Genomic DNA, 17,887 nt, shown 5'->3' with positions numbered 1-17,887 from the left:
TCGCCGTCGAAGACCGCAGTTCCAGGCGCGAGCATGAGGAGCACCGTTGAGCAGGTTGCGCTGGCTGACCGCTGGGGAGTCCCACGGACCCGCACTTGTGGCGACGCTGGAGGGACTTCCCGCCGGCGTTCCGATCACCACGGAGATGGTGGCGGACCACCTGGCCAGGCGGCGGCTGGGCTATGGACGCGGTGCGCGCATGAAGTTCGAGCGCGACGAGGTCACCTTCCTCGGCGGCGTCCGGCACGGTCTGACCATGGGCTCGCCCGTGGCCATCATGGTGGGCAACACCGAGTGGCCCAAGTGGGAGCAGGTCATGGCGGCCGACCCGGTCGACCCCGACGTCCTCGCCGACCTGGCCCGCAACGCCCCGCTGACCCGCCCCCGCCCCGGCCACGCCGACCTCGCGGGCATGCAGAAGTACGGCTTCGACGAGGCACGGCCGATCCTTGAGCGCGCCTCCGCCCGCGAGACCGCGGCCCGCGTCGCGCTCGGCGCGGTCGCCCGCTCGTACCTCAAGGAGACGGCCGGGATCGAGATCGTCAGCCATGTGACGGAGCTGGCCGCGGCGAAGGCCCCCTACGGCGTCTACCCGACCCCCGCCGACGTCGACAAGCTCGACGCCGACCCGGTGCGCTGCCTGGACGCCGACGCGTCGAAGGCGATGGTCGCGGAGATCGACCAGGCCCACAAGGACGGCGACACGCTGGGCGGCGTCGTCGAGGTGCTCGCCTACGGAGTGCCGGTCGGGCTCGGCTCCCACGTGCACTGGGACCGGCGGCTCGACGCGCGGCTCGCCGCCGCGCTCATGGGCATCCAGGCCATCAAGGGCGTCGAGGTCGGCGACGGCTTCGACCTCGCGCGCGTGCCGGGCTCCCAGGCGCACGACGAGATCGTCTCCACCGACGACGGCATCCGGCGCACCTCCGGCCGCTCCGGCGGCACCGAGGGCGGCCTGACCACCGGTGAGCTGCTCCGCGTACGCGCCGCCATGAAGCCCATCGCGACCGTGCCGCGCGCGCTCGCCACCGTCGACGTGGCGACCGGTGAGGCCACCAAGGCGCACCACCAGCGCTCCGACGTGTGCGCCGTGCCCGCGGCCGGCATCGTCGCCGAGGCCATGGTCGCGCTCGTCCTCGCCGACGCCGTCGCCGAGAAGTTCGGCGGCGACAGCGTTCCGGAGACCCGGCGCAACGTCCGGTCCTACCTCGACAACCTCCAGATCCGGTGACCCGCCCGGCAGTGGACGGCCCGCGCGTCGTCCTGATCGGACCCATGGGCGTCGGCAAGACGACGGTCGGCGAGCTGCTCGCCGACCGGCTCGGGACCACGTTCCGGGACACCGACGCCGACATCGTCGCCGCGCAGGGCCGCGAGATCGCGGACATCTTCGTCGACGAGGGAGAGCCGTACTTCCGTGACCTGGAACGGCAGGCCGTGCGGGCGGCCGTCGAGGAGCACGACGGCGTCCTCGCGCTCGGCGGGGGAGCGATCCTCGACGACACCACGCGCGCGTTGCTCTCGACGCACCCCGTCGCCTATCTGTCGATGGACGTCGAGGAGGCCGTCAAGCGCACCGGCCTCAACCAGGCGCGTCCGCTGCTCGCCGTCAACCCGCGCAAGCAGTGGCGCGAGCTGATGGACGCCCGCCGCCATCTGTACGCCGAAGTCGCCCGCGCGGTCGTCGCCACCGACGGCCGCACCCCCGAAGAGGTCGCCCAGGCGGTCCTCGACGCACTGGAGTTGAAGGAAGCATGACGACGGAGCAGACCCCCACCCGTATCCACGTCGGCGGCACCGCCGGCACGGATCCGTACGAGGTACTGGTCGGTCGGCAGCTCCTCGGCGAGCTGCCCGGACTCATCGGCACCCAGGCCAAGCGCGTCGCCGTGATCCACCCCGAGGCGCTCGCCGGGACCGGTGACGCGCTCCGCCAGGACCTCGCCGACCAGGGCTACGAGGCCGTCGCCATCCAGGTGCCCAACGCCGAGGAGGCCAAGACGGCCGAGGTCGCGGCGTACTGCTGGAAGGCGCTCGGCCAGTCCGGCTTCACGCGCAGCGACGTCATCGTCGGCGTCGGCGGCGGTGCCTCCACCGACCTCGCCGGGTTCGTGGCCGCGACCTGGCTGCGCGGTGTCCGCTGGATCGCCGTGCCGACCACGGTGCTCGGCATGGTGGACGCGGCGGTCGGCGGCAAGACCGGCATCAACACCGCCGAGGGCAAGAACCTGGTGGGCGCCTTCCACCCGCCGGCCGGGGTGCTCTGCGACCTGGCGGCGCTGGACTCGCTTCCCGTGAACGACTACGTCTCCGGGCTCGCGGAGATCATCAAGGCCGGGTTCATCGCGGACCCGGCGATCCTGGAGCTCATCGAGGCGGACCCGCAGGCCGCGCGCACGCCGGCCGGGCAGCACACCGCCGAGCTCATCGAGCGCTCCATCAAGGTCAAGGCGGAGGTCGTCTCCGGTGACCTGAAGGAGGCGGGGCTGCGGGAGATCCTCAACTACGGGCACACGCTCGCGCACGCCATCGAGAAGAACGAGCGGTACAAGTGGCGGCACGGGGCCGCCGTCTCCGTCGGCATGCTCTTCGCCGCCGAACTCGGCCGTCTGGCGGGGCGGCTCGACGACGCGACCGCCGACCGGCACCGCACCGTCCTGGAGTCGGTGGGCCTTCCCCTGACGTACCGTTACGACCAGTGGCCGAAGCTGCTCGAGACCATGAAGGTCGACAAGAAGTCCCGCGGTGACCTGCTGCGCTTCATCGTCCTCGACGGCCTCGGCAAGCCGACCGTCCTGGAGGGTCCCGACCCGGCGGTGCTGCTCGCCGCGTACGGCGAAGTGGGCGCGTAGGGCGCCTTGCTCGCCCTGCCGGCCCTGCCTATTCGGCCACGGGCACTTCGAGGCCTCCCCGGCCGTTCACACAACGGTGGCCGGGGACGGTACCGTTCGGTAAGAGTCTGGCCGGGGTTGTCGCACAGGCTCTGACGGGCGGGCCCAACAGCCGCCCGACCAGCGTCAGTCGTACGAGACGGAGTGGCACCGGATGCAGCACGCAGTGGGGTCTCCGCTGCCGCCGCCCCATCAGCCGGGGCACGGACCGGCCACCGGCTGGTCCCCGGCCGCACAACACCCGAGCGCTCCACCACCGGGAGCAGCACCGCCACCGCCCGCCCCGGGCCAGGCACCGCCGGCCCCGGGCCGAGCACCGCAGGACCCACGTCAGGCCCGGGCTCCGCAGGCCCCCGGGCAGGCGCCGCACATCCCGGGTGAAGCACCGCAGGCCCCGCACGTCCCACGCGCCCACAGCCAGGCGTCGGCCGCGCACCCGCAGGGGCCCGTGCCGCCCGCGCCGGACACCACCGGGCACATCCAACTGCCGCCGGGCGGCCCCGTGGCGATGCCGAGTCCGCCGCCGGGCACGGCACAGGCCGACACGGGGGCCACCACGCTCGCCGTGCTGCTCATCGGGCCCGCGGGCGCGGGAAAGACGAGCGTGGCGAAGTACTGGGCCGAGCACCGGCATGTGCCGACGGCCCACATCAGCCTCGACGACGTACGCGAATGGGTGCGGTCGGGCTTCGCCGACCCGCAGTCGGGCTGGAACGACCACTCCGAGGCGCAGTACCGCCTGGCCCGCCGCACCTGCGGCTTCGCCGCGCGGAACTTCCTGGCGAACGGCATCTCCTGCATCCTCGACGACGCGGTCTTCCCCGACCGCCCGGTCGTCGGCCTCGGCGGCTGGAAGCGCCACGTGGGTCCCGGCCTGCTCCCCGTCGTCCTCCTGCCGGGCCTGGAGATCGTCCTGGAGCGCAACGCCCAGCGCAGCGGGAACCGCCGCCTCACCGACGAGGAAGTGGCCCGCATCCACGGCCGCATGGCGGGTTGGTACGGCTCGGGCCTGCCCATCATCGACAACTCCCAACTGGACGTCCCCACCACGGCCCGACTCCTGGACGACGTCCTGACCCGAGCAATCGCGAGCCCACCACAGTGGTAGCGGGGCCCGCAGACCAGGACCGGGGCGCTACGCCTCCCCACCACCTTCACGCCGCCTGAGCGCGGAAGCGGTACGTGATTCCCGCGATCGTCCTCGCCCTCGGGCTGGGGGCCGGCGTCGGTGCCGGTGGGGACGGCACGGCGGCGGACGAGGCCGAAGCGCGAGCCACGGTGACGACTACCGCCACCGCCACCGCTACTGCCACCGCTACTGCCACCGCCACGCGGACCGCGGCGCCCGGTCCGCGGCCGACCGTCACGGTGCGGTCGACCAAGACGGTCAAGGCCACCAAGACGGTCAGGTCGACCGTGACGGTCACCCGCGACGGCGACGGCGGCTCCGGCGGAGGCGGCGGGTCCGTGTACTACGAGAACTGCGCCGAGGCCCGCGCCGCCGGCGCCGCTCCCGTGCACCGCGGCGACCCCGGCTACGGCAGCCACCTCGACCGTGACGGCGACGGCACCGGCTGCGACAGCTGACCGCGTCACCCGGTGACACCCCGACGCCCGGTCGGACGCGCTGGCCGGGCCGGACCGCGGTGGCGCTCGTAGGCTCGCCCCATGTCTGAGGTGTACGCGGTCCGCAGGGAGCGGGTGAGGGAGCGGTGCGCCGCGGGTGGGGGCGCCGCGGCGCTGGTGTCCCGGCCCGCCAATGTCCGCTATCTCGCCGGGGCGGCCCCCTCGGGTGCCGTGCTGCTGGTGGGCAAGGACGAGGACGTCCTGCTGTGCGGGAGACCTCCCAGCGATCAGCACGGCGAGGGACGCCCCGACGAGGGCCTGCGGATGCGGCTGCTGCCCGAGCCGGGCGCCGACCCTGCCGTGGCCGGCGCGGGGCTCGCGGTCGCCCAGGGCGCCGAGTCACTGGCCGTCGAGGAGCACCACCTGACCGTCGCCCGGCACCGGGCCCTCGGCTCGGTCGCCCCGCGGCTGCGCCTGGTGGACCTCGGCGGGGCGGTGGAGCAACTGCGGTACGTCAAGGACGAGGAGGAGATCTCCTGTCTGCGGATCGCCGCCGAGATCACCGACCAGGCCCTCGGAGAGCTCCTGGAGTCCATCCTCGTCGGCCGGACCGAGCGGCACCTCGCCCTTGAGCTGGAGCGACGGCTGGTGGATCACGGGGCCGACGGCCCCGCCTTCGCCACCTCGGTCGGGACGGGGCCCAACTCCGGCAGGGGCGGGCACAGGCCGTCGGACCGGAGAGTGGAGGAAGGGGACTTCCTCTCCGTGTGCCTGGGGGCCGGCTACCGCGGATACCGGTGTGAGATCGGACGTACGTTCGTCATCGGCACCTCTCCCGCCGACTGGCAGATCGAGCTGTACGACCTCGTCTTCGCCGCCCAGCGAGCGGGCAGGGAGGCCCTCGTACCCGGCGCGGCCTGCCGCGACGTGGACCGCGCGGCCCGTCATGTGATGAACTCGGCCGGGTACGCGGACGGACTCGCTCCGGTGACCGGTCACGGCGTGGGGCTCGAAATCGACGAGGACCCTCAATTGGCGCCCTCGGCCATGGGTAAACTGGACGCTTGCGTGCCTGTCACCGTCGAACCGGGGATTCACCTCCCGGGCCGGGGCGGTGTCCGGATCGATGACACGCTCGTCGTACGCCCCGAGGCGGACGGCGGACCCGAGCTACTCACCATCACGACCAAGGAGCTGCTCGCGCTCTAGCCCCGAGCTGAGCGCGTGCGCCGGGGTCGTCCACGTCAGTCCAGGAGATTGAAGCAACCGTGGCTTCCACGAACGACCTCAAGAACGGCCTGGTGCTCAAGCTCGAAGGCGGCCAGCTCTGGTCCGTCGTCGAGTTCCAGCACGTCAAGCCCGGCAAGGGCCCGGCTTTCGTGCGCACCAAGCTCAAGAACGTGCTCTCCGGCAAGGTCGTCGACAAGACGTTCAACGCCGGCGTCAAGGTCGACACGGCCACGATCGACAAGCGCGACATGCAGTTCTCGTACATGGACGGCGACTACTTCGTCTTCATGGACATGGAGACCTACGACCAGCTGCACGTCGACCGCAAGGCCGTCGGTGACGCCGCCAACTTCCTGATCGAGGGCTTCACCGCCTCCGTGGCGCAGCACGACGGCTCGGTGCTCTTCGTCGAGCTGCCCGCCGCCGTCGAGCTCGTGATCCAGGAGACCGAGCCGGGCGTCCAGGGCGACCGCTCCACCGGCGGCACCAAGCCCGCCACGCTGGAGACCGGCCACCAGATCCAGGTCCCGCTCTTCATCACGACGGGCGAGAAGATCAAGGTCGACACCCGCACCAGCGACTACCTCGGCCGGGTGAACAGCTAACCGTGGCTGCTCGTAATACGGCCCGTAAGCGCGCCTTCCAGATCCTCTTCGAGGCCGACCAGCGTGGCACCGACGTCAGGACGGTCCTCGCTGACTGGGTGCGCCACTCGCGGTCCGACACCCGGCAGCCGCCGGTGAGCGAGTACACGATGGAGCTCGTCGAGGGGTACGCGGAGCATGAGCGCCGCATCGACGAACTCATCTCGCAGTACGCCGTCGGTTGGACCCTGGATCGGATGCCGGTCGTCGACCGCAACATTCTGCGGCTCGGCGCCTTCGAACTGGTCTGGGTCGACGGCACACCCGACGCGGTGGTGCTCGACGAGGCGGTCCAGCTCGCCAAGGAGTTCTCCACGGACGAGTCGCCGTCCTTCGTGAACGGCCTGCTCGGGCGCTTCAAGGACCTGAAGCCGTCCCTGCGCCGCGACGAGGAGTAAGGCACCTCGTCACGTCACCCGGAGGGCCCGCGGCTGTTCGCCGCGGGCCCTCCGGGTTTTCCCGCGCAAAGGCGGGTATGCGTCCATGGCGGGGCCACGCACCAAAGGGCCCACGCGAGGACACACAAAAGCCCGCGCCCATGGGCGCGGGCCAAAGCTTTGGGTAAAGCAGAAACCGCCGGGGTGGCCGCGCCTTTCGGCTGCGGCCACCCCGGCGGCACGTTTCTGCTGCGTATGAGGGGTCGATCAGACCTCTTCGTGAGCGACGGCGCGGCGCGCGTCCGCGTCCAGAACACCCCAGCTGATGAGCTGCTCGGTGAGGACCGAGGGGGACTGGTCATAGATCACGGCGAGGGTGCGCAGGTCATCCTGGCGGATCGAGAGCACCTTGCCGTTGTAGTCCCCGCGCTGCGACTGGATCGTGGCGGCATAACGCTGGAGCGGGCCCGCCTTCTCGGCCGGCACATGGGCAAGACGCTCCAGGTCGAGGACGAGCTTCGGCGGCGGCTCGGCGGCCCCACCGGGGGCGGTTCCAGGCAGGAGCTCCTGCACCGGGACGCCGTAGAAGTCCGCCAGCTCGGCGAGGCGCTGCACGGTCACGGCACGGTCACCGCGCTCGTACGACCCCACCACGACCGCCTTCCAGCGTCCCTGGGACTTCTCCTCGACACCGTGGAGGGAAAGGCCCTGCTGGGTACGGATCGCACGGAGCTTGGCTCCGAGCTGCTTGGCGTATTCGCTGGACATATAGCTCCCCGGACGCTGCGACAATCAGGCGGCTCCGCCGCGTGGCTGGTAACTCACTGTGAGGTTACGCAGCGTTACTTGCCTGCGTCAAGCCGAATGGTCTCTACCGCTCCATCGGTGGAGTCGGATGTCGTACTCGGTCATCCGTACTGGTAGTGTGATGGCGCAATTTCGACGTCCTTTAAGGTCCGTCCCGTGAGGCGGAGAAGGAGGTCCGTTTTCACATGGACACGCAGGAAACGAACGACTCCGCTGTCGCGCGCCCCGTTCTCGAGGGCCCCGACATCGCGCGGGTACTGACCCGCATCGCCCACGAGATCGTCGAGCGCGCCAAGGGCGCGGACGACGTGGTCCTCCTCGGCATCCCCACCCGTGGCGTCTTCCTCGCCCGACGGCTCGCCGAGAAGCTCCAGGACATCACCGGACGCGAGGTTCCGGTCGGCTCCCTCGACATCACCATGTACCGCGACGACCTGCGCATGCACCCGCCGCGCGCGCTGGCCCGCACCGCGATCCCCGGTGACGGGATCGACGGCCGCCTGGTCGTCCTCGTCGACGACGTCCTCTTCTCCGGCCGCACGATCCGGGCCGCCCTCGACGCGCTGAACGACATCGGGCGCCCCCGCGCGGTGCAGCTCGCCGTCCTCGTCGACCGCGGCCACCGCGAGCTGCCCATCCGCGCCGACTACGTGGGCAAGAACCTCCCCACGTCGCTGCGGGAGACGGTCAAGGTCCAGCTCACCGAGGAGGACGGCCGCGACGCCGTGCTGCTCGGCGCCAAGCCCGTCTCCGCCTGAAGGACCGGCTTCCTTTCACACGGGCCGCACGGGCACCAGGGCACAGCCCTGCGCGCCCGCGTGCCCGCAGACCTCCACGACACCGGAGTACACCCCCGATGATGCGACACCTCATCTCGGCCGCCGACCTCTCCCGCGACGAAGCCGTCCACATCCTCGACACGGCCGAGGAGATGGCCCGGGTGGCCGACCGGCCGATCAAGAAACTGCCCGCCCTGCGCGGCCGCACCGTCGTCAACCTCTTCTTCGAGGACTCGACGCGGACCCGGATCTCGTTCGAGGCCGCCGAGAAGCGCCTCTCCGCCGACGTCATCAACTTCGCCGCCAAGGGTTCGTCGGTCTCCAAGGGCGAGTCCCTCAAGGACACCGCGCAGACCCTGGAGGCGATGGGCGTCGACGCCGTCGTCATCCGGCACGGCGCCTCCGGCGCGCCCTACCGCCTCGCCACCTCGGGCTGGATCGACGCCGCCGTCATCAACGCCGGTGACGGCACCCACCAGCACCCCACCCAGGCCCTGCTCGACGCCTTCACCATGCGGCGCCGCCTCGTCGGGCCCGACGAGGGGATCGGCAAGGACCTGGCAGGCCGGCGCATCACCCTCGTCGGCGACATCCTGCACAGCCGCGTGGCCCGCTCCAACGTCGACCTGCTGCACACGCTCGGCGCCGAGGTCACGCTGGTCGCCCCGCCCACCCTGGTGCCGGTCGGCGTCGAGAACTGGCCCTGCGAGGTCAGCTACGGCCTGGACGGCGTCCTCGCGAAGTCCGACGCCGTGATGATGCTGCGGGTGCAGCGCGAGCGCATGAACGCCGCGTTCTTCCCCACCGAGCGGGAGTACTCACGCCGCTACGGCCTGGACGGCGAGCGCATGGCGAAGATGCCCGCGCACGCCATCGTGATGCACCCGGGACCGATGGTCCGCGGCATGGAGATCACCGCCGAGGTCGCCGACTCCGACCGCTGCACGGTCGTCGAACAGGTCGCCAACGGCGTCTCCATCCGCATGGCCGTCCTCTACCTGCTCCTTGGCGGCAACGAGCCCGCCGCCCACACCCGTACCGAGGAGAACAAGTAACGATGAGCAAGATCCTGATCCGTGGTGCGAAGGTGCTCGGCGGCGAGGCGCAGGACGTCCTGATCGACGGCGAGACGATCGAGGCCGTCGGCACCGGTCTGACCGCCGAGGGCGCGGACGTCGTCGAGGCCGGGGGCAAGATCCTCCTGCCGGGCCTCGTCGACCTGCACACCCACCTGCGCGAGCCCGGCCGCGAGGACTCCGAGACGGTCCTGACCGGCACGCGCGCCGCCGCCTCCGGTGGCTACACCGCCGTGTTCGCCATGGCCAACACCTTCCCCGTCGCCGACACCGCGGGCGTCGTCGAGCAGGTCTACCGGCTCGGCAAGGAGTCCGGCTACTGCGACGTACAGCCCATCGGCGCCGTCACCGTCGGCCTGGAGGGCAAGAAGCTCGCCGAGCTCGGCGCCATGCACGAGTCCGCCGCCGGGGTCACCGTCTTCTCCGACGACGGCAAGTGCGTCGACGACGCCGTGATGATGCGCCGCGCCCTGGAGTACGTGAAGGCCTTCGGCGGTGTCGTCGCCCAGCACGCGCAGGAGCCGCGGCTCACCGAGGGCGCCCAGATGAACGAGGGCGTCGTCTCCGCCGAGCTCGGCCTCGGCGGCTGGCCCGCGGTGGCCGAGGAGTCGATCATCGCCCGCGACGTCCTGCTCGCCGAGCACGTCGGGTCCCGCGTCCACATCTGCCACCTCTCGACCGCCGGGTCCGTGGAGATCGTGCGCTGGGCCAAGTCGCGCGGCATCGACGTGACCGCCGAGGTCACCCCGCACCACCTCCTCCTCACGGATGAGCTGGTCCGCTCCTACAACCCCGTCTACAAGGTCAACCCGCCGCTGCGCACCGAGCGCGACGTCATGGCGCTGCGCGAGGCCCTGGCCGACGGCACGATCGACATCGTCGCCACCGACCACGCCCCGCACCCGCACGAGGACAAGGACTGCGAGTGGGCCGCGGCCGCCATGGGCATGGTCGGCCTGGAGACCGCGCTCTCCGTCGTCCAGCAGACGATGGTGGAGACCGGCCTGCTGACCTGGGAGGCCGTCGCCGACCGCATGTCGGCCAAGCCCGCGGAGATCGGCGGGGCCACCGGCCATGGACGCCCCGTCTCGGCAGGTGAGCCCGCGAACCTCGTCCTGGTCGACGCCGATTACCGTGGGGAAGTGGACCCCGCGAGCTTCGCCTCGCGCAGCCGCAACACTCCCTACGAGGGCCGTGAGCTGCCGGGCCGCGTCACGCACACGTGGCTCCGGGGTCGGGCCACGCTCGTCGACGGGAAGCTCGCGTGACAACTCTTCTGGAACTGGCCGCCGGCAAGGAATCGGCGGACGTGACCGACTGGGCCGCACGGCTCGGCTGGGTCGTGGGACTGCTGCTCTTCATCGCGCTCGTCTACTGGCTGATGCGCGAGGGCTGGAAATGGCGGGGCACGCTCCAGAGCGACCTGCCCGAGCTGCCCGGCGCGCCGAGCGACCCGGGTCCGGTGAGACTTGAGCTGACCGGCCGCTACCACGGCTCGACCACGGCCGGACAGTGGCTCGACCGCATCGTGGCGCACGGCCTCGGCACCCGCAGCCGGGTGGAGCTCACGCTCACCGACGCGGGCCTGGACGTCGTACGCCCCGGGGCGGCCGACTTCTTCGTCCCGGTGGACCGGCTGCGCGAGGCCCGGCTCGACAAGGGCATCGCCGGCAAGGTCCTCGCCGAGGGCGGCCTGCTGATCGTCACGTGGGAGCACGGCGACAAGCTGCTCGACTCCGGCTTCCGCTCCGACCACGCGGCCGAGCAGGCCGAGTGGGTCGAGGCCATCAACACATTGATCAATACGTCCAGCACTACGGAAGGCACCGCACGATGACGACCTCCACCAGGGGAGCCAGCAAGGCTCCCGCCGTACTCGTCCTGGAGGACGGCCGCATCTTCCGCGGACGTGCCTACGGGGCCGTGGGGGAGACCTTCGGCGAAGCGGTGTTCTCCACCGGCATGACCGGCTACCAGGAGACGCTCACCGACCCCTCGTACCACCGTCAGGTCGTCGTCATGACGGCCCCGCACATCGGCAACACCGGCGTGAACGACGAGGACCCCGAGTCCCGGCGGATCTGGGTCGCCGGCTACGTGGTGCGCGACCCCGCGCGCGTGCCCTCCAACTGGCGCTCCCGCCGCACCCTGGACGACGAGCTCACCGAGCAGGGCGTCGTCGGCATCAGCGGCATCGACACCCGGGCGCTCACCCGCCACCTGCGTGAGCGCGGCGCCATGCGCGTGGGCGTCTTCTCCGGAGAGGCGCTCGCCGACGACGCGGTGCTCCTCGCCCGCGTCAAGGAGGCCCCCGAGATGGTGGGCGCCAGCCTCTCCACCGAGGTCACCACCACCGAGTCCTACGTGGTCCCCGCCGTGGGCGAGAAGAAGTTCACCGTCGTCGCCCTGGACCTCGGCATCAAGGGCATGACCCCGCACCGCATGGCCGAGCGCGGCATCGAGGTGCACGTGCTGCCCGCCACCGCCACGCTCGACGACGTGTACGCGGTGAACCCCGACGGCTTCTTCCTGTCGAACGGCCCCGGCGACCCCTCGACGGTGGACCTCACCGTGGTCAAGGGCGTCCTGGAGCGCAAGACGCCGCTCTTCGGCATCTGCTTCGGCAATCAGATCCTCGGCCGCGCCCTCGGCTTCGGCACGTACAAGCTGAAGTACGGCCACCGCGGCATCAACCAGCCGGTGCAGGACCGCACGACCGGCAAGGTCGAGGTCACCGCGCACAACCACGGCTTCGCCGTCGACGCCCCGCTCGACAAGGTCAGCGACACCCCCTACGGGCGCGCCGAGGTCTCCCACGTCTGCCTGAACGACCAGGTGGTGGAGGGACTCCAGCTCCTCGACCAGCCGGCGTTCAGCGTCCAGTACCACCCCGAGGCGGCCGCGGGCCCGCACGACGCCGCCTACCTCTTCGACCGCTTCACGTCTTTGATGGACACCGCTCTGATGGAGGGCCAGCGTGCCTAAGCGCACCGATATCCAGTCCGTCCTGGTCATCGGCTCCGGCCCGATCGTCATCGGCCAGGCCGCCGAGTTCGACTACTCCGGCACCCAGGCGTGCCGCGTCCTCAAGTCCGAGGGCCTGCGCGTCATCCTCGTCAACTCCAACCCGGCGACGATCATGACCGACCCGGAGATCGCCGACGCCACGTACGTCGAGCCGATCACCCCCGAGTTCGTCGAGAAGATCATCGCCAAGGAGCGCCCCGACGCGCTGCTGCCCACCCTCGGCGGCCAGACGGCCCTGAACACGGCCATCTCCATGCACGAGCAGGGCGTCCTGGAGAAGTACGGTGTTGAGCTCATCGGCGCCAATGTTGAGGCGATCAACAAGGGCGAGGACCGCGACCTCTTCAAGGGCGTCGTCGAAGAGGTCAACAAGAAGATCGGGCACGGCGAGTCCGCCCGCTCGGTCATCTGCCACTCCATGGACGACGTCCTCAAGGGCGTCGACGAGCTCGGCGGCTACCCCGTGGTCGTCCGGCCCTCCTTCACCATGGGCGGCGCCGGCTCCGGCTTCGCCCACGACGAGGAGGAGCTGCGCCGCATCGCCGGCCAGGGCCTCACGCTCTCGCCGACCACCGAGGTGCTCCTGGAGGAGTCCATCCTCGGCTGGAAGGAGTACGAGCTGGAGCTGATGCGCGACAAGAACGACAACGTCGTGGTCGTCTGCTCCATCGAGAACTTCGACCCGATGGGTGTGCACACCGGCGACTCGATCACCGTCGCCCCGGCGATGACGCTGACCGACCGCGAGTACCAGACCCTGCGGGACGTCGGCATCGCGATCATCCGTGAGGTCGGCGTCGACACCGGCGGCTGCAACATCCAGTTCGCCGTGGACCCCGTCGACGGCCGCGTCATCGTCATCGAGATGAACCCGCGCGTGTCGCGGTCCTCCGCGCTCGCCTCCAAGGCCACCGGCTTCCCGATCGCGAAGATCGCCGCCAAGCTGGCCGTCGGGTACACGCTGGACGAGATCCCGAACGACATCACCGAGAAGACCCCGGCCTCCTTCGAGCCGACCCTCGACTACGTCGTCGTCAAGGCCCCGCGTTTCGCCTTCGAGAAGTTCCCCTCGGCGGACTCGACCCTGACGACCACCATGAAGTCGGTCGGCGAGGCCATGGCCATCGGCCGCAACTTCACCGAGGCGCTCCAGAAGGCGCTGCGCTCGCTGGAGAAGAAGGGCTCGCAGTTCACCTTCGTCGGTGAGCCCGGCGACAAGGCCGGGCTCCTCGCCGAGGCCGTCCGGCCCACCGATGGCCGCATCAACACCGTCATGCAGGCCATCCGCGCGGGCGCGAGCCCGGAAGAGGTCTTCGACGCCACGAAGATCGACCCGTGGTTCGTCGACCAGCTCTTCCTGATCAAGGAGATCGCGGACGGTCTTGCGGCCGCCGAGCGCCTGGACGCCGACCTGCTCGCCGAGGCCAAGCGGCACGGCTTCTCCGACGCCCAGATCGCCGAGATCCGTGACCTGGGCGAGGACGTCGTCCGCGAGGTCCGCCAGACCCTCGGGGTGCGCCCGGTCTACAAGACGGTCGACACCTGCGCCGCCGAGTTCGCCGCGAAGACGCCGTACTTCTACTCCTCGTACGACGAGGAGAGCGAGGTCGCCCCGCGCGAGAAGCCCGCGGTGATCATCCTCGGCTCGGGCCCGAATCGCATCGGCCAGGGCATCGAGTTCGACTACTCCTGCGTCCACGCCTCCTTCGCGCTCAGCGACGCGGGCTACGAGACCGTGATGGTCAACTGCAACCCCGAGACCGTCTCCACGGACTACGACACCTCCGACCGGCTCTACTTCGAGCCGCTCACCCTGGAGGACGTCCTGGAGATCGTCCACGCCGAGGCGCAGGCCGGGCCGATCGCGGGCGTCATCGTCCAGCTCGGCGGCCAGACCCCGCTGGGCCTGTCGCAGGCGCTCAAGGACAACGGCGTGCCCGTCGTCGGCACCTCGCCCGAGGCCATCCACGCCGCCGAGGACCGCGGCGCCTTCGGCCGCGTGCTCGCCGAGGCCGGTCTCCCCGCGCCGAAGCACGGCACCGCGACGACGTTCGCCGAGGCAAAGGCCATCGCCGACGAGATCGGCTACCCCGTCCTCGTACGCCCCTCGTACGTGCTCGGCGGCCGCGGCATGGAGATCGTGTACGACGAGACCCGCCTCGCCGTGTACATCGAGGAGTCGACCGAGATCAGCCCCTCGCGGCCCGTCCTGGTCGACCGCTTCCTCGACGACGCCATCGAGATCGACGTGGACGCGCTCTACGACGGCACCGAGCTCTACCTCGGCGGCGTCATGGAGCACATCGAGGAGGCCGGCATCCACTCCGGCGACTCGGCGTGCGCGCTGCCCCCGATCACGCTCGGCGGCTTCGACATCAAGCGCCTGCGCGCCTCCACGGAGGGCATCGCCAAGGGCGTCGGCGTGCGCGGCCTGATCAACATCCAGTTCGCGATGGCCGGGGACATCCTGTACGTCCTTGAGGCCAACCCGCGCGCGTCGCGCACCGTCCCCTTCACCTCGAAGGCGACCGCCGTCCCGCTGGCGAAGGCCGCCGCCCGGATCTCGCTGGGCGCGACCATCGCCGAGCTGCGCGAGGAGGGCCTGCTGCCCAAGCACGGCGACGGCGGCACGCTCCCCATGGACGCGCCGATCTCCGTCAAGGAGGCCGTCATGCCGTGGTCGCGCTTCCGCGACATCCACGGCCGCGGCGTCGACACCGTCCTCGGCCCGGAGATGCGCTCCACCGGCGAGGTCATGGGCATCGACTCGGTCTTCGGCACCGCCTACGCCAAGTCCCAGGCGGGCGCCTACGGCCCGCTGCCGACCGGTGGCCGCGCCTTCATCTCCGTCGCCAACCGCGACAAGCGCTCGATGATCTTCCCGGCGCGCGAGCTGGTCGCGCACGGCTTCGAACTCTTCGCCACGTCCGGCACGGCCGAGGTCCTCAAGCGCAACGGCATCAACGCCACCATCGTGCGCAAGCAGTCCGAGGGCGAGGGCCCGAACGGCGAGAAGACCATCGTCCAGCTCATCCACGACGGCGGCGTCGACCTCATCGTCAACACCCCGTACGGCACCGGCGGCCGCCTCGACGGCTACGAGATCCGCACGGCGGCCGTGTCCCGGTCCGTGCCGTGCCTCACGACGGTCCAGGCGCTCGCCGCGGCCGTCCAGGGCATCGACGCGCTGGGCCGCGGGGACGTGGGCGTGCGCTCGCTCCAGGAACACGCGGAGCATCTGACCGCGGCGCGCGACTAAGGCCGACAGACCCTGGGGGGACACCGATCCGGTGTCCCCCTTCTGGTGAGGACACCTCTCATGTACAAGTTCTTCTTCCACCTCGTCTTCCAGCGCATGGACCCGGAGCAGGCCCACCACATGGCCTTCCGCTGGATCCGTCTCGCGGCCCGCGTCCCCGTCCTGCGCACCTTCGTCGCGGCCGTCCTCGCGCCGCGCCACAAGGAGCTGCGCACCGAGGCGCTCGGGCTGCGGATGCACGGCCCCTTCGGGCTCGCGGCGGGCTTCGACAAGAACGCCGTCGCGATCGACGGCATGTCGATGCTCGGCTTCGACCACATCGAGATCGGCACCGTCACGGGGGAGGCGCAGCCCGGCAACCCCAAGAAGCGCCTCTTCCGCCTCGTCCCCGACCGCGCGCTGATCAACCGCATGGGCTTCAACAACGAGGGCTCGGCCGCCGTCGCCGCGCGCCTCGCCTCCCGCAGGCCGGTCTTCAACACGGTCGTGGGCGTCAACATCGGCAAGACCAAGGTCGTCTCCGAGGAGGCGGCCGCGGGCGACTACGTGAAGTCGGCCGAGCGGCTCGCCCGCCACGCCGACTACCTCGTCGTCAACGTGTCGTCCCCGAACACCCCGGGCCTTCGCAACCTCCAGGCCACCGAGTCGCTGCGGCCGCTGCTCACCGCCGTGCGCGAGGCCGCCGACCGCAGCGTGGCGGGCCGTCGCGTACCGCTCCTGGTCAAGATCGCGCCCGACCTCGCCGACGAGGACGTCGACGCCGTGGCCGACCTCGCGGTCGAACTCGGCCTGGACGGCATCATCGCCACGAACACCACCATCGCGCGCGAGGGCCTCGGCCTGACGTCGGACCCGGCCCTGGTCGAGGAGGCCGGCGGACTCTCCGGCGCGCCGGTCAAGGAGCGCTCCCTGGAGGTCCTGAGGCGCCTCTACGCGCGCGTGGGCGACCGCATCACCCTCGTGGGCGTCGGCGGCGTCGAGAACGCCGAGGACGCCTGGCAGCGCATCCTCGCGGGTGCCACCCTCGTCCAGGGGTACAGCGCCTTCATCTACGAGGGCCCGTTCTGGGCCCGCGCCATCCACAAGGGCCTCGCCGCGCGGCTGCGCACGAGCCCCTACGCCACCCTCGCCGACGCGGTCGGCGCCGACGTGAGGAAGTCCGCATGAGCGTCCAGGAGCCCTTCGGCACGCGCCTTCGTCACGCCATGGACGAGCGCGGCCCGCTGTGCGTCGGCATCGACCCGCACGCCTCGCTGCTCTCCGCGTGGGGCCTGAACGACGACATCGCGGGCCTGGAGCGGTTCACGGGCACCGTCGTCGAGGCGCTCGCCGGGTCCGTCGCCGTCTTCAAGCCGCAGAGCGCGTTCTTCGAGCGCTTCGGGTCGCGGGGCATCGCGGTCCTGGAGAAGGCGGTCGCGGAGCTGCGGGCGGCCGGCGCCCTGATCGTCATGGACGCCAAGCGCGGCGACATCGGCTCGACCATGGCCGCGTACGCCGAGACCTTCCTGCACAAGGACTCGTCCCTGTTCAGCGACGCGCTCACGGTCTCGCCCTATCTCGGGTACGGGTCGCTGAAGCCGGCCGTCGACCTCGCGCGCGAGAACGGCGCCGGGCTCTTCGTGCTCGCCCTGACCTCCAACCCCGAGGGCGCCGAGGTCCAGCACGCGGTCCGTGCGGACGGCCGCACGGTCGCGGCCACCGTCCTGGGTCACCTCGCCGCCGAGAACGCGGGAGAGGCGCCTCTGGGGTCCTTCGGCGCGGTCGTCGGGGCGACGCTGGGCGACCTGTCCTCGTACGACCTCGCCATCAACGGCCCCCTGCTCGCCCCCGGCATCGGGGCGCAGGGCGCGACCCCCGCCGATCTGCCCGGCGTCTTCGGCGCGGCGGTGCGCGACGTCGTGCCGAACGTCAGCCGGGGGGTGCTGCGGCACGGACCCGACGTCGTGGGCCTGCGGGAGGCCGCGGAGCGCTTCGCGGACGAGATCCGGGTGGCGGTCGAAAGGGCCTGAGCGAGGTGCGGGGGAGCGCGCCCACGTCTTACTGACGACATGTCAGCGGAAATCGGGGGTGAAATGCCGGGTTTGTGTGGCTCGACAGAGGCTGACCAGGACTTTTCGTCTGTTCTCGCTGACTCTGGCGGCCGTGGCCGCTAGTCTCCGACGAGAGGTGTGGGGCGACTAGGTTCCTCACCGGTCCGTATCCGACAGTTCGACATCCGAGGTGACGTAGGC

Annotated in this window: 17 protein-coding genes; 16 read left to right on the top strand and 1 reads right to left on the bottom strand. The window is 71.1% G+C overall.

All coding sequences use genetic code 11. From position 1 onward, the window contains the following. The first annotated feature begins 46 nt into the window (after window positions 1-46). From aroC to nusB, 8 genes are all read left to right on the top strand, one after another. The gene (gene aroC, locus ACRAKF_RS08200) at window positions 47-1,231 is read left to right on the top strand and encodes a chorismate synthase (RefSeq protein WP_447036270.1); all 1,185 of its coding nucleotides are present in this window, start codon (window positions 47-49) and stop codon (window positions 1,229-1,231) included. A gap of 44 nt (window positions 1,232-1,275) precedes the next feature. Next, on the top strand, window positions 1,276-1,758 hold the full coding sequence (locus ACRAKF_RS08195; protein ID WP_447041868.1) for a shikimate kinase: 483 nt from the start codon (window positions 1,276-1,278) through the stop codon (window positions 1,756-1,758). Then, entirely contained in the window at window positions 1,755-2,852 is a 1,098-nt protein-coding gene (gene aroB, locus ACRAKF_RS08190; RefSeq protein ID WP_447036269.1) for a 3-dehydroquinate synthase, read from the top strand. The genes ACRAKF_RS08195 and aroB overlap by 4 nt, the downstream gene beginning before the upstream one ends. Before the next feature lie 193 nt (window positions 2,853-3,045). After that, window positions 3,046-3,999 (top strand): Pro-rich N-terminal domain-containing protein, encoded by a 954-nt coding sequence (locus tag ACRAKF_RS08185; RefSeq protein WP_447036268.1) that lies wholly within the window; start codon window positions 3,046-3,048, stop codon window positions 3,997-3,999. Between the two features lie 74 nt (window positions 4,000-4,073). Further along, a complete protein-coding gene (locus tag ACRAKF_RS08180) occupies window positions 4,074-4,478 on the top strand; it encodes an excalibur calcium-binding domain-containing protein (protein WP_447036267.1) in 405 nt (134 codons plus the stop codon). A gap of 81 nt (window positions 4,479-4,559) precedes the next feature. Further along, a complete protein-coding gene (locus ACRAKF_RS08175) occupies window positions 4,560-5,666 on the top strand; it encodes an aminopeptidase P family protein (protein ID WP_447036266.1) in 1,107 nt (368 codons plus the stop codon). 59 nt (window positions 5,667-5,725) lie between these two features. Beyond that, entirely contained in the window at window positions 5,726-6,292 is a 567-nt protein-coding gene (gene efp, locus ACRAKF_RS08170) for an elongation factor P (protein WP_447036265.1), read from the top strand. A gap of 2 nt (window positions 6,293-6,294) precedes the next feature. Beyond that, window positions 6,295-6,729 carry a transcription antitermination factor NusB gene (gene nusB, locus ACRAKF_RS08165; protein ID WP_447036264.1) on the top strand — a complete coding sequence of 145 codons (435 nt, stop codon included), beginning with the start codon at window positions 6,295-6,297 and terminating at the stop codon, window positions 6,727-6,729. Window positions 6,730-6,975: 246 nt separating this feature from the next. Here the strand turns inward: nusB and bldD are convergent, their stop codons facing one another. Next, window positions 6,976-7,476 carry a transcriptional regulator BldD gene (gene bldD, locus ACRAKF_RS08160; RefSeq protein ID WP_055698930.1) on the bottom strand — a complete coding sequence of 167 codons (501 nt, stop codon included), beginning with the start codon at window positions 7,474-7,476 and terminating at the stop codon, window positions 6,976-6,978. A 224-nt stretch (window positions 7,477-7,700) separates the two neighbouring features. On the opposite strand from bldD, the gene pyrR reads away from it, so the two are divergent. The 8 genes from pyrR to pyrF all read left to right on the top strand — a co-directional run bounded on the left by pyrR (window position 7,701) and on the right by pyrF (window position 17,665). Then, a complete protein-coding gene (pyrR, locus tag ACRAKF_RS08155) occupies window positions 7,701-8,273 on the top strand; it encodes a bifunctional pyr operon transcriptional regulator/uracil phosphoribosyltransferase PyrR (RefSeq protein WP_447036263.1) in 573 nt (190 codons plus the stop codon). Between the two features lie 98 nt (window positions 8,274-8,371). Next, window positions 8,372-9,349: an aspartate carbamoyltransferase catalytic subunit gene (locus ACRAKF_RS08150; RefSeq protein WP_447036262.1), complete on the top strand. Its 978-nt coding sequence runs from the start codon at window positions 8,372-8,374 to the stop codon at window positions 9,347-9,349. Window positions 9,350-9,351: 2 nt separating this feature from the next. Further along, window positions 9,352-10,638: a dihydroorotase gene (locus ACRAKF_RS08145; RefSeq protein WP_447036261.1), complete on the top strand. Its 1,287-nt coding sequence runs from the start codon at window positions 9,352-9,354 to the stop codon at window positions 10,636-10,638. Beyond that, on the top strand, window positions 10,635-11,207 hold the full coding sequence (locus tag ACRAKF_RS08140) for a PH-like domain-containing protein (protein WP_447036260.1): 573 nt from the start codon (window positions 10,635-10,637) through the stop codon (window positions 11,205-11,207). The genes ACRAKF_RS08145 and ACRAKF_RS08140 overlap by 4 nt, the downstream gene beginning before the upstream one ends. Next, window positions 11,204-12,355, top strand: coding sequence for a glutamine-hydrolyzing carbamoyl-phosphate synthase small subunit (carA, locus tag ACRAKF_RS08135; RefSeq protein WP_447036259.1), 1,152 nt, complete (start codon window positions 11,204-11,206; stop codon window positions 12,353-12,355). Before ACRAKF_RS08140 ends, carA begins: the two co-directional genes overlap by 4 nt. Beyond that, on the top strand, window positions 12,348-15,656 hold the full coding sequence (carB, locus tag ACRAKF_RS08130; RefSeq protein WP_447036258.1) for a carbamoyl-phosphate synthase large subunit: 3,309 nt from the start codon (window positions 12,348-12,350) through the stop codon (window positions 15,654-15,656). The genes carA and carB overlap by 8 nt, the downstream gene beginning before the upstream one ends. A gap of 60 nt (window positions 15,657-15,716) precedes the next feature. Beyond that, entirely contained in the window at window positions 15,717-16,823 is a 1,107-nt protein-coding gene (locus ACRAKF_RS08125; protein ID WP_447036257.1) for a quinone-dependent dihydroorotate dehydrogenase, read from the top strand. After that, window positions 16,820-17,665, top strand: coding sequence for an orotidine-5'-phosphate decarboxylase (pyrF, locus tag ACRAKF_RS08120; protein WP_447036256.1), 846 nt, complete (start codon window positions 16,820-16,822; stop codon window positions 17,663-17,665). Before ACRAKF_RS08125 ends, pyrF begins: the two co-directional genes overlap by 4 nt. Window positions 17,666-17,887 lie beyond the last annotated feature (222 nt).

The organism is Streptomyces sp. DSM 118878 (assembly GCF_052936595.1).
Note: the sequence above shows the minus strand (reverse complement) of the source record. Positions and strands in the feature narration are given on the sequence as shown.